An 11877-nucleotide genomic window follows, 5' to 3' on the forward strand; every position below is an offset into this window, starting at 1 on the left:
TTCCTGATAAATTAGAGTGCAATTTAAAAGATATTTTACGAACAAGAATCCGTTGATATTTCGCTGGCGAAATTATCCGTGGTTTTGACTATTGCTTTTTTATCGACGGAAATACGGGTTCCTGTGGTCAGGTTACCGGTGATTTTTGGAATATGGCAGAGAAAAGCATTTGCTCCCATGCTCAAAGATACTTTGGCGGAATCGGCGCTGAATTTTTGAGACGTTTTGTTAAATATCGCGCCCATATTCAGATTGAGATCTAAGTGCTTGGTTTTACCCGCAACGTCGATTTTACTGCCCATTTCACCTGAAACTTCCAACCTTTCATTATTTATGGCGCATGCGTCTACCTTCATTTTTACGCCGGCTTTAGTCGCCAAAGTATTCAGCGGATTATCAGTGTATAGCGTAATATCAAGCGCTTTAGTAAGAGGGATATCTTTTTTGACCGCGTCATTAATCAAACTCAGTGTATCGCCATTATGAGTGATATCAAGTTTGTCTATGGAGGATTGTATGCCTTTGACTTTCAGTGATGAAGTTGCAGCGCATTTGATCCTGATATTAATCCCTTTTTGTGCGTTAACGGCGGTGAAACTCTGCACCTCAATCATTTTTTCTGCTGCCATTGCGATGGAATGGAATGTGGTTCCTGAAATTAATGCCATCAAAATTGCTATTTTTTTCATGAAATACCTTTGCTAAGGTAGGGTTAAACTTCAATATAAACATTTATTAGGCGAATCCAAGAATCTCTAGAAAGCAATCTACACCCAGATGCGAAGTTTAAACAAGTGATAATAAATCAAATTAATTATTAGTATTATGATTTAAGAAAACACGCTTAAATTGCTCAATAGCAATTTCTTGTTTATCGAGATTTATAAAATACAAAGATTGCCATTTTTGTGTTTGGATTGCTTGCTTTGAGGTCGGGGATACCCAAGAAGGATAAACCCGAATGGCTCTTTTACCCTCTTTAGATTGACTTGAGAAAACGCCTTTTTTTAACAGAATATGTGAATTGAACAGAAAAATACCTTTTTGATGCTCTGAAAAAGTGGCTATCAGACAAAAATCAATGTCATCACTTTCTTCAAAAGGCATTATTTCTGAATCTGGCGTTGGCCTTTTCCAAAGCGTGACAAATTGCCCTTGTTTATTGGGCGTTGTTTTAGCCTGACGAAAAATGACCGCTTTACCATTCAATTGAAACCGCATGGCGCTATAATCACGGCTTTCTGTTTCGAGATAAGGGACAGTGTTCAGTTGGAGTCCAGAGGGAAATAGCAGATATTCGTTGATCTTGGTGAAAATATCAGGGAAATTGCCTGAATATATTGTGTTTTGCTTTAATAATGACAAGATAAATTCCCTCAATAATGATGATTTATTTTGTCATTAAATTAGGTGGATTTTATAAAGTCAACTTGTCATTTTATGATAGATAAAACAATCCCCTGTCCAAAAGAACAGGGGGATATATTTTGAGGAAATAAACTCACTTAATTAAGATAAAGGGTCAGCGCAATACCCGGTTTAATATCTTTGATTTTAATGTTTTTATTCCAATTCATCAGATCATTCAGGTTTACACCGTGGCGTTTAGCAATGCTGAAAAATGAATCACCTTTGCGCACTTGGTAGGTGACGGGGCCATTATTATCAACTTTTAGTACTTGGCCGATCTTGAGCCGATCAGCGGTTTTTAAGCTGTTCAACCTTTGCAACTCGCGGTGCGTTGTATTGAAGCGCTTCGCAATTGCTGACAATGTATCTCCGGTACGAACCGTATAGTGGCTTTGTTGCTGTAACTTGCGATTGCTGTGCGCAACAGCCAGGCGAATGTCTTGCAAGACTTTTTTATCTGCCAGGAACGTCTTAAATTGGTCTGCGTTCATTTTGGGCAGCATAATGTAATGCGGCCCATGAGGAGACGTTATACCTTGTTTATAGCCAGAGTTATAGGCCCTGATTGATGTCAGCGATAGCCCGGAGAGTTCAGCCGCCTGTGATAACATAATTTGTTGCCCGACTTCCACTTTAGCCAGTGCTTGTTGGCTGTTCGGCTTGGGAAGTTTGAAACTAAATTTTTCGTTATGGCGAATGATATGACTCAGTGCCAAGATCTTGGGAACATAATGCATGGTTTCCCGTGGCAGTGACAACGACCAGAAATCGGTGGGTTTCCCTTGGGCTTTATTGTCCTTGATGGCACGCAGAACCCGGCCTTCACCACTGTTGTAAGCGGCAATCGTCAAAAGCCAATCCCCATTAAATCGTGCATTGAGGTGTTCCAGCATATCAAGGGCAACGGTCGTTGATGCCGCAACGTCACGACGGGCATCGTACCATTTATCTTGTGTCAGGCCATAATGACGGCCTGTACTTGGGATAATCTGCCATAAGCCGGCTGCCTTGGCGTAAGAAGTTGCATGGGGGTTAAATGCACTTTCCACGATGGGCAGAAATACCAGCTCCATTGGCATATGTCGCTCATCAAGTTGCTCAACTATCCAATAAATATACGGCTCGGCACGCAATATTACATTTTGGATATGGCTCTTGTGTTTTAAGTAATAGTTTTGTTGCTCGCTCACCCTGCTATTATCAGGAATCTCCATCTTCAACTCATCGTGAATATGTCCCCACAAATCTTGTTGGGCTGTCGGACTCACTTTCCAGTTTGCAGAATCTCCTGATCCTGCAATACCGTCTGCTTTCTGATTCGTTGAAGACATCTTCTTCTGTGCTTGTTGCTGGGAAGGAGCCTTGGGTTGCAGGCTCGATTGACACCCAGCAAGAAGAACAGAGGCGAACAAAATCGCTTTTGTCTTCATGTTCTTTTCTGATGTTTGCATAAAAGGTGAGCAATGATACTGACCTATTACGCAGAAGACAACCCAACAGAATTAAAACCGATCTTTATAAGCCCTTAATTGCTGAAAAACAGAAGAAAGTGGTATTGAATTAGGTTTGATACCGATATTTTTTTGTAAATCAATATCGTGACAATTTAAGAAAACATTGATTTTTTTCTCTGTTTGTAAATTTGTGGGCACTGTTGCTTGGCTATTTTCACGTAGTTTAAGAATGTCTTGATAATAATCGTGAATAAGCGGGTTATCAGGTAATACTGCTTTTGCAAATTTCATATTTGCCGCAGTGTATTCGTGAGCACAGCAGATCAAGGTATCATCGGGTAATGATGAAATTTTCTCCAGCGAGGAAAACATTTGTTCGGCAGTGCCTTCAAACAGGCGTCCACAACCGCCAGAAAATAGCGTATCTCCACAAAACAGATAGGGAGCCTGATAGAATGCAATGTGACCCAGTGTATGCCCTGGCAGTTCCATAACACGGAAAGAGAAACTTCCTATCTCAACGGTGTTATGTTCATGGACAATATGCGTTGCGCCTTTGTCTTGGGTCTCTTCAGGGCCATATACCGGGAGTTCGGGGTAGTGTTTGAGTAGTCCGGGAACGCCGCCAACGTGATCAGAATGGTGATGTGTCAACAGGATCGCCGCGGGAATAAGTGGGTTTGCTGCTAGAATATCAATGACAGGCTGTGATTCAGCAGGATCGATAATGACACAATGCTTGTTTTCATCACAAAGTAGCCAAATGTAGTTATCTGAAAGGGCTGGGATCCTGATAAGCTCCATTATATGCCTCATTTTCATAGTAGGTTTATAGTAGGTTGAAAGGAAGATGACATGCGATCAGCACGTTCAATCAAGCAAATAACCCTCCCGGTTTCTTGGGCTGAGTTACCGTGGGGAGAATATTACCGTGTTGCCCTGGAACGTCAATTGGAACCGTGGTGGCCAAAAATCTTTGGTTTTCATTTAGTGAAAGTCGGTAACTTAAGTGCCGAAATTGATACTCGTTCCTGTTTGGTCAGCCATCAAATCAATGTCGGATCACAAGGGCAAAATATGGACGTCATTGCTGATCCCCATTACCTCCCTTTTGCAACTAAATCTGTTGATGCTTGTTTGCTGGCGCATATGCTGACTTATAGTATTGATCCACATTGGCTCTTGAGAGAAGTCGATAGGATCATGATAGACGACGGTTGGTTGGTTATCAGTGGGTTTAATCCAATAAGCCTGCTAGGGTTAAGGAAAGTGATTACCCCGATATATCGTCGTCAATCTTGCCAAGCCCAGATGTTTTCAATGTTGCGCCAATTGGATTGGTTGCGTCTGCTTAATTATGAAGTGATTCACCATGCTAACTTCCATATTTTACCGTGGCAAAAAAGCAGCAAGCGTCTTGATAACGCCTGTCTGTCAATATTGGGTTGTTTGAATGTGATTATTGCCCGCAAGCGGACAATACCATTAACATTAAACTCTATGCGGGCGACATTGTTGAAACCGAAATTCAGTAATGCGTTGGGAGCGGCGAAAAATGTTCACCGACGATATTAATTGACAGGTTAATTTTCGCTTTCGATATAACCATTATCTGCTTGAGTAGGGCTATTAGCGGCTGTGCGAGCCAATTCATCACACTGTTCATTCTCCCGATGTCCGGCGTGGCCTTTGACCCAACGCCAATCAATATCATGCAGCGAGATAGCGTTATCGAGTCGCTGCCACAGATCGACATTGACGACGGGGGATTTATCCGCTTTTCTCCAGCCGCGCTTTTTCCAGTTATGGATCCATTGGGTGATCCCTTGGCGCACATATTGGCTGTCCGTCGTCAAGATCACAGTACAGGGTCGTTTAAGCGCTTCCAGTCCGATGATGGCGGCCATTAACTCCATGCGGTTATTGGTGGTGCGAAAATAACCCCCACTCAAGGTTTTTTCTTGCTGTTGGTAGCGGAGTAAAATGCCATATCCGCCGGGGCCGGGATTGCCGAGGCAAGAACCATCGGTGAAAATTTCTACCTGTTTGTTCATCTTTGGTAGACTCTTCCTATATCATCTTTAATCAAAACTCTAAGTCTGACACAAAAAAACACTATGAGCACTGCTATTACCCGCCAAATCGTCCTCGATACCGAAACAACCGGTATGAACAAGTTGGGTGTTCACTATGAGGGACACAATATCATTGAGATTGGTGCTGTGGAGGTGATCAACCGTCGCCTGACAGGGCGCCATTTTCATCTTTATATCAAACCAGAACGTTTGGTTGACCCCGAAGCCTTTGAAGTTCACGGCATCAGTGATGAATTTTTGCAGGATAAACCAAAATTTGCGGATATCGCGGATGAATTCATTGAATTTATCCGTGGTGCTGAGTTGATTATTCATAACGCAACGTTTGATATCGGTTTTATGGATTATGAATTCAGTAAACTGAATCGAGGCATTCCACCTACCGCTGAGTTTTGTACCATTACCGATAGCTTGACGCTGGCAAGGCAACTTTTCCCCGGCAAGCGTAATAACCTTGATGCGTTGTGTGACCGTTACCAGATCGACAACTCAAAACGAACTCTCCACGGGGCATTGCTCGATGCCGAAATTCTGTCTGATGTTTATCTGGCAATGACCGGTGGCCAGACATCATTAGCGTTCTCGATGGAAGGGGAAACGTCAGGCACGACTCAGGTTACAGAAATCCAGCAGATCACTCGCCCGCAGGCCGGGCTGAGAGTGGTTTATGCTTCTGATGACGAATTAGTTCAGCATGAATCTCGTTTGGATCTGGTGGAAAAGAAAGGAGGCAGTTGCCTTTGGCGTTCCAAACCTGAACAGTTACATTGAAAAGCCGTGGCAAAATGGAGATAACTGCATGATTAAGGTGAAAAAATGTGCAAACGAACCGTTTTGTTATAAAAAGCGATTGACGGAATTTACCGTAGCCCGTATTATCCACCCCGTTCTTAACCAGAACGCCATGCGGTGCGGTAGTTCAGTTGGTTAGAATACCGGCCTGTCACGCCGGGGGTCGCGGGTTCGAGTCCCGTCCGCACCGCCAGAATCTATAAGCCCTGAGTTTTTGACTCAGGGTTTTTTCTTTTTCTAAAGAATTCAAATCAACTTATAAAAATAGGTTGTCCCTGAAAATTCCCCAGTGGAATTAAGCGCAAAGTTCGGGATCTGCCCGGCTTCAATAAAGCCACATTTTCGATACAGGGCTGAAGCTGGATCATGAGTGCGTGTATCTAAGACCAGCAAACGGCGTTGATGCTGCTTTGCCAGCCGTTCCAGTTCATTCATTAGCATCCTGCCAATCCCACGCTGGCGATAAGCGGTATGTACTATCAATTTTTCGACATCAGCACGATGCAGGCCGTTCTTTTTCTTGCAGAGGGAAAGTTGCACTGAACCTGCGATGTTTTCACCCTCTAGCGCGACCAGCAGCAATCGATGACCGGATGTGAGATCTGTTTCGACATCCTGCCAATATTGCTCCGCTTCGTTCTTTTCCAGTGGTGCAATAAAGCCGATGGAGGCATCACTTTCGACGCAATCATGCAGTAAGTGAATAAGCCCATCGCGTTTTGGCTTGATGGAATTTAATTGCATGATGGTTGGGGCGGATATTGGGGCAGATGTAGGGAGGGATTTTGTCATTTGTAGTAAGAGTTAGAATAAAATAGGGTTTAAAAAATATAGATAGTTTAATATTTAGTATATAAAAATGTCAACTAAAACTCCCCTTGTAATTATATTATTATGGCTTGTGATGTTTTTTGATTTCGTTTTATATTGTGGCTATTTACGCTTGAAACTTTATTTTTTCGTAAATAGCCACATTCCACTTATTGTTGAATCTTAGTTGTAATATTTTATGGAGCTAATTTCTGTTTTTAGATTTATTTTCTGATTATTATTTTAATCGCGAATAATTTGATCCTCTGGGTTATAAGTGAAAGTCGCATCTTGACTGTAGTCAGAAGGAAGCTCTATCCGTACAATTGGTATTATTTTCCCTGTAGAGTTAAGAAAATCTCGTTGATCATGTTGTGCTCCTGCCAGCCCTTCCTGAAGATAAAAAAAGGCTTCGATAGGTAATTCATGGGGAATATTTTGGGGCCAAGTAGCTAATATTAATTCATTATTTACTGTCAACGGGAGCTGTAAACGAGCTTTAATTCCCTGTATAAAGGCATCAGCATGATTTGCCCCTGGTTTAATGCTGACATCAAAACCACACTGATTCTCCTCATCGCTTCCATTGTTTATCCACTGTTGGGCGGTTGTAATGCCTTGTTGTTGACAAGGCGCACTTCCAGGAATGCCGGGAATAGCACCACATCCTTTGTCATTTCTGTCTGCAGAAACGGCATTGATGGGGAAATAGCAAAGCGCTTCAGGGTGCTCTTTATTATTTGCTGAGGTTGATAAATAAGGAGAAAAAATAAACCCATTTGTGTAGCCAGCATCTAATGTAATGAGCTTAGAATCTGTTCTCAAGTAAGAAAATGAAACACCACCACTACGTTGCGAATGTGGACTTGGATTCCAAGAATAATAATTATCTGAAGGAACTGTTCCTCTCAACATAATTCCGGAACATAAAAATGCAGGACGATTTTCATCGCCACAATCATTTCTAGTATCGTTGTATCTCTGAGTTAATTCTGTCGCAAGATCGTAACCAGACTGTGTATTTATTGAATTAACGTCAGCAAAAGCTATTTGTAACCCTAATAAATATAATGAAATAAAAATAATTATTCTTTTCATGTTATTTCCTTAATAATTTTTGAATGTAGTTGAATAAATTTAATAATAGTGATAATCTGCAATCTTCTCCCGCGCGATGCGCGGGAGAAGATTGACTTCTATCATTTTTAAACGCTATTTAAATGATGCTGAGCTTATAAGTTCACTTTTTTATATCATTAATTCAAATTCCTTTTTTTTATCATCTAATAATTAAATTTTATTGAGTTTGTGGCATGTTTTTATGAGTTATTTTTATATTTAGTGATAATTTATTGGAGGCAAAAATAGAATAATGATAGTTGGTCATAAATGGTTTATTAAAAAAATTTTATTTTGATTTTTCTTTTTTATAGCGATATTATTTTTTCCAATATTAGCTCAGGTATCTACCTTACTCTGAAACAATTGGTTTCTGAAATTAGATTGGCTGTAATTCGTACAGGTTTATCCGTTAGTCAAAATATATTACAAGTGAATCTTAAGTGTTTTGAGTATGAAAATTCTGACATCTACCTTTCTCTAAATCAGTAAATTTTTCCAGTCAAAGAAGGTTATCACGTTTATCGCATCTTCATAACTTGGCATAAAAACGCGGCTTTTCGGCCTTGATTAACCTATTGGGTATCGTGTTTAATACGTGGCTTTCTATTGCGCAAATCACGCTAGGAAATGACTCCCTATTTGCGCAAAAATACCCTGATTGTACGCATTGCCACAAGAAAGCAGCAAAACAACGGGGTAAATCAAAGAATTATTGCCAAGGAGAAATTAAGATAGTCCTCCTTAAACTGACGTTAATTATCTGACATTAATGATTGCGGTTTGTATACTGCGCTGCGAAAATTAGTCCTTAGTTCACTAAACGCTTTTATCCGACTTGGAGTAAAGAATGACCACTCGTAAAACCCTTGCTAATGCTATCCGCTTTTTGAGCATGGACGCTGTGCAGAAAGCAAAATCAGGGCATCCCGGCGCACCAATGGGAATGGCCGACATTGCCGAAGTGCTGTGGCGCGATTATTTGAACCATAACCCTTCTAATCCAAGCTGGGTTGATCGTGACCGTTTTGTGTTATCCAATGGTCATGGCTCCATGCTGATATACAGCCTTCTGCATCTGACGGGTTATGATGTTTCTATTGATGATTTGAAAAATTTCCGTCAATTGCACTCTAAAACGCCGGGCCATCCAGAATATGGCTATACTCCAGGCGTAGAAACCACCACTGGCCCATTGGGGCAGGGTATTGCCAATGCAGTCGGTTTTGCGATTGCAGAACGCACACTGGCAGCGCAGTTCAACCGTCCCGGCCATGATATCGTCGATCACTTCACTTATGTGTTTATGGGTGACGGCTGCATGATGGAAGGGATCTCCCATGAAGTTTGCTCTTTGGCCGGTACGCTGAAACTGGGCAAATTAATTGCATTCTATGATGACAACGGCATCTCTATCGATGGTGAAGTAGAAGGTTGGTTCACCGATGACACCGCAGCACGCTTTGAAGCCTATGGCTGGCATGTTATCCGTGGCGTAGATGGCCATGACTCTGGGGCGATTGCAGCAGCGATTGAAGCCGCACGTCAAGAGACAGGCAAACCCTCCCTGTTGATGTGCAAAACCATCATCGGTTTTGGCTCACCAAACAAAGCCGGTAAAGAAGAGTGTCACGGTGCTCCGCTGGGGGATGCTGAAATCGAAGCAACCCGCAAGGCGCTGGGTTGGGAACATCCTGCGTTTGACATTCCTCAGGACATTTACGCTGGCTGGAACGCGCAAGAATCAGGTAAGACTAAAGAAGCTGCTTGGGACGAGAAATTTGCGGCCTATGCGAATGCTTACCCAGAACTGGCCGCTGAATTCACTCGCCGTACCCACGGTGAACTGCCGGCAAACTGGGAAGCCGAATCCAAGGCATTCATTGAAAACCTGCAACAAAATCCCGCCTCCATTGCCAGCCGCAAAGCATCACAAAATGCACTGGAAGCATTCGGTAAAGTTCTGCCGGAATTTATGGGCGGCTCCGCTGACTTAGCACCGAGTAACCTGACCATGTGGTCTGGCTCCAAGCCACTGAACGACGTTCAGGACGGTAACTATATTCACTATGGTGTACGTGAGTTCGGCATGTCTGCCATCATGAACGGTATCGCACTGCACGGTGGTTTTGTACCTTATGGCGCAACCTTCCTAATGTTCGTCGAATATGCCCGTAACGCGGTGCGTATGGCGGCGCTGATGAAAGTGCGCAGCATCTTCGTTTATACCCACGATTCCATCGGCCTGGGTGAAGATGGCCCGACCCACCAGCCAGTAGAACAGATTGCCAGCCTGCGCGTCACGCCAAACATGAGCACATGGCGCCCATGTGACCAGGTTGAATCTGCGGTGGCGTGGAAATATGCCATTGAGCGCAAAGATGGCCCAACTTCACTGATCTTCTCCCGCCAAAATCTGGCACAGCAGGCGCGTACGGCTGAACAATTGGCGAATATCGAGAAAGGCGCTTACATCCTGAAAGATTGTGCCGGTCAGCCTGAGTTGATCTTGATTGCAACAGGTTCCGAAGTCGAACTGGCGGTGAAAGCGGCTGAACAACTGACTGCCGAAGGTCGTCAGGTTCGCGTGGTTTCCATGCCATCCACCGATGCTTTCGATAAGCAGGATGCGGCATACCGTGAAGCGGTGCTGCCAGCGGCAGTTTCTGCCCGTGTTGCCATCGAAGCAGGTATTGCTGATTACTGGTTCAAATACGTAGGTATTAACGGCGCTGTTGTCGGCATGAATACGTTCGGTGAATCTGCACCGGCTGATGAGCTATTCAAAGCGTTTGGTTTCACGGTTGAAAATGTTGTCGCCAAGGCATCCGCTCTGCTGAAATAATCAACAAATTATCCTGATAAGCGCATTCGCATCAATTTTAGAGCGAATGCGCTCTTTTTTTGTTCAACTTTTCCTCTATGATGTGACGAATGGCGCTTGCCATCACGTTTGTTTTCTCGTAACCTGCTCTCATTAAAGCTGAACCGTTTCAGTTTGATGCGTAAATGAGACAATAAAATGTCTTGTCTGTCACAATCTGATTAATTTTATGATGAATTATCCGTACAAGCCGACGTTGCTCAGTTATTCTAAGCGGTTGCATGACTACAGAGACATTCAGGGAGTAACATGACTATCAGGGTAGCGATTAACGGTTTCGGGAGAATAGGGCGCAGCGTCTTGCGTGCCCTTTACGAATCCGGGCGTCGGGCTGAAATTTCAGTGATCGCTATTAATGAGTTGGCGGATGCACAAGGCATTGCCCACTTATTGAAATACGATTCCAGTCATGGGCGTTTTGCATGGGATGTACGCCTGAACAATGATTTATTGCAAGTAGGAGACGACAGTATCCGGCTGTTCCATCAACCGGAAATTTCAGCTCTGCCGTGGAAAGAACTGGGTATTGATATCGTGCTTGACTGTACGGGCAAGTATGGTGAGCGGGCAGACGGAGAGTCTCATATTGCCAGCGGAGCCAAAAAAGTCCTGTTTGCGCATCCGGGAGGCAATGATCTGGATGCCACCGTGGTCTATGGTGTCAATCATCATGAATTGGTTGCCGAAGATTGCATTGTTTCCAATGCCTCCTGTACCACAAACTGCATCATTCCCATCATTAAAGTGTTGGATGATGCGTTCAATATTGAATCGGGTACAGTGACAACCATTCACGCATCAATGAATGATCAACCTGTGATTGACGCTTATCACCGTGATTTACGTCGCACCCGAGCGGCCAGTCAATCCATCATTCCGGTTGATACAAAACTGGCGGCGGGGATCACACGTATTTTCCCGAAATTCAATGATCGGTTTGAGGCGATTTCTGTTCGAGTACCCACTATCAATGTGACAGCCATTGACTTGAGCGTGACAGTCCGCACGTCAGTGAATGTTAACGATGTTAACCAGATCCTGCAAAAATCAGCGGTCAGAGAGTTTCATGGTATAGTGGATTATACCGATTTGCCGTTGGTTTCAACGGATTTTAACCACGATCCCCACAGTGCTATTGTGGATGGCACACAAACGCGGGTGAGCGGTAATCACCTGATTAAGACGCTTGTGTGGTGTGATAATGAGTGGGGCTTTGCCAACCGTATGCTTGATACGACACTGGCAATGGCCGCAACGGGTTTCAAATAATCATTTGTTGTGTCACAAACAGCACACAGCGGAAGATTGAGTA

The 11877-nt window shown here is 43.4% G+C and carries 10 protein-coding genes, 1 tRNA gene and 1 pseudogene; 5 read left to right on the forward strand and 7 right to left on the reverse strand.

Annotated elements, in window-relative coordinates:
• Positions 1 to 35: 35 nt before the first annotated feature.
• The 4 genes from XDD1_RS04535 to gloB all read right to left on the reverse strand — a co-directional run bounded on the left by XDD1_RS04535 (position 36) and on the right by gloB (position 3668).
• Complete coding sequence (locus tag XDD1_RS04535; RefSeq protein WP_045969094.1) at positions 36 to 689, reverse strand: GIN domain-containing protein; 654 nt, start codon at positions 687 to 689, stop codon at positions 36 to 38.
• 121 nt (positions 690 to 810) lie between these two features.
• Positions 811 to 1365, reverse strand: coding sequence for a MepB family protein (locus XDD1_RS04540; protein ID WP_052705639.1), 555 nt, complete (start codon positions 1363 to 1365; stop codon positions 811 to 813).
• Positions 1366 to 1505: 140 nt separating this feature from the next.
• A complete protein-coding gene (gene mltD / locus XDD1_RS04545) occupies positions 1506 to 2840 on the reverse strand; it encodes a murein transglycosylase D (protein WP_045973331.1) in 1335 nt (444 codons plus the stop codon).
• Positions 2841 to 2912: 72 nt separating this feature from the next.
• Complete coding sequence (gene gloB, locus XDD1_RS04550; protein WP_045969098.1) at positions 2913 to 3668, reverse strand: hydroxyacylglutathione hydrolase; 756 nt, start codon at positions 3666 to 3668, stop codon at positions 2913 to 2915.
• Between the two features lie 51 nt (positions 3669 to 3719).
• Here gloB and XDD1_RS04555 point away from each other — a divergent pair, with 51 nt between their 5' ends.
• Positions 3720 to 4439, forward strand: coding sequence for a class I SAM-dependent methyltransferase (locus XDD1_RS04555; protein ID WP_045969100.1), 720 nt, complete (start codon positions 3720 to 3722; stop codon positions 4437 to 4439).
• Between the two features lie 8 nt (positions 4440 to 4447).
• On the opposite strand, the pseudogene rnhA reads toward XDD1_RS04555, so the two are convergent.
• A pseudogene (gene rnhA / locus XDD1_RS04560) lies at positions 4448 to 5034 on the reverse strand (ribonuclease HI).
• Between rnhA and dnaQ the strand changes: the two are divergent.
• Both dnaQ and XDD1_RS04570 read left to right on the forward strand, forming a co-directional pair.
• A complete protein-coding gene (gene dnaQ / locus XDD1_RS04565; protein WP_045969104.1) occupies positions 4982 to 5731 on the forward strand; it encodes a DNA polymerase III subunit epsilon in 750 nt (249 codons plus the stop codon). The pseudogene rnhA and the gene dnaQ sit on opposite strands and share 53 nt — an antisense overlap.
• 137 nt (positions 5732 to 5868) lie before the next feature.
• Positions 5869 to 5945: transfer RNA gene (locus tag XDD1_RS04570), tRNA-Asp, on the forward strand.
• Between the two features lie 53 nt (positions 5946 to 5998).
• Here the strand turns inward: XDD1_RS04570 and XDD1_RS04575 are convergent.
• Both XDD1_RS04575 and XDD1_RS04580 read right to left on the reverse strand, forming a co-directional pair.
• Positions 5999 to 6496: a GNAT family N-acetyltransferase gene (locus tag XDD1_RS04575; RefSeq protein ID WP_148886175.1), complete on the reverse strand. Its 498-nt coding sequence runs from the start codon at positions 6494 to 6496 to the stop codon at positions 5999 to 6001.
• Between the two features lie 309 nt (positions 6497 to 6805).
• Positions 6806 to 7660, reverse strand: coding sequence for a hypothetical protein (locus XDD1_RS04580; RefSeq protein ID WP_052705640.1), 855 nt, complete (start codon positions 7658 to 7660; stop codon positions 6806 to 6808).
• Between the two features lie 871 nt (positions 7661 to 8531).
• Between XDD1_RS04580 and tkt the strand changes: the two genes are divergently transcribed.
• Both tkt and epd read left to right on the forward strand, forming a co-directional pair.
• Positions 8532 to 10526 carry a transketolase gene (gene tkt, locus XDD1_RS04585; protein ID WP_045969106.1) on the forward strand — a complete coding sequence of 665 codons (1995 nt, stop codon included), beginning with the start codon at positions 8532 to 8534 and terminating at the stop codon, positions 10524 to 10526.
• A gap of 288 nt (positions 10527 to 10814) precedes the next feature.
• Entirely contained in the window at positions 10815 to 11834 is a 1020-nt protein-coding gene (epd, locus tag XDD1_RS04590) for an erythrose-4-phosphate dehydrogenase (RefSeq protein WP_045969108.1), read from the forward strand.
• Positions 11835 to 11877: the final 43 nt, after the last annotated feature.

The organism is Xenorhabdus doucetiae (genome assembly GCF_000968195.1).
Taxonomy (GTDB): domain Bacteria; phylum Pseudomonadota; class Gammaproteobacteria; order Enterobacterales; family Enterobacteriaceae; genus Xenorhabdus; species Xenorhabdus doucetiae.

Excerpts from the sequence above, each read along its gene's own strand:
- XDD1_RS04535 (WP_045969094.1), bottom strand. The coding sequence starts at position 689 with ATGAAAAAAATAGCAATTTTGATGGCATTAATTTCAGGAACCACATTC.
- mltD (WP_045973331.1), bottom strand. The coding sequence starts at position 2,840 with ATGAAGACAAAAGCGATTTTGTTCGCCTCTGTTCTTCTTGCTGGGTGT.
- gloB (WP_045969098.1), bottom strand. The coding sequence starts at position 3,668 with ATGGAGCTTATCAGGATCCCAGCCCTTTCAGATAACTACATTTGGCTA.
- XDD1_RS04555 (WP_045969100.1), top strand. The coding sequence starts at position 3,720 with ATGCGATCAGCACGTTCAATCAAGCAAATAACCCTCCCGGTTTCTTGG.
- dnaQ (WP_045969104.1), top strand. The coding sequence starts at position 4,982 with ATGAGCACTGCTATTACCCGCCAAATCGTCCTCGATACCGAAACAACC.
- XDD1_RS04575 (WP_148886175.1), bottom strand. The coding sequence starts at position 6,496 with ATGCAATTAAATTCCATCAAGCCAAAACGCGATGGGCTTATTCACTTA.
- XDD1_RS04580 (WP_052705640.1), bottom strand. The coding sequence starts at position 7,660 with ATGAAAAGAATAATTATTTTTATTTCATTATATTTATTAGGGTTACAA.
- tkt (WP_045969106.1), top strand. The coding sequence starts at position 8,532 with ATGACCACTCGTAAAACCCTTGCTAATGCTATCCGCTTTTTGAGCATG.
- epd (WP_045969108.1), top strand. The coding sequence starts at position 10,815 with ATGACTATCAGGGTAGCGATTAACGGTTTCGGGAGAATAGGGCGCAGC.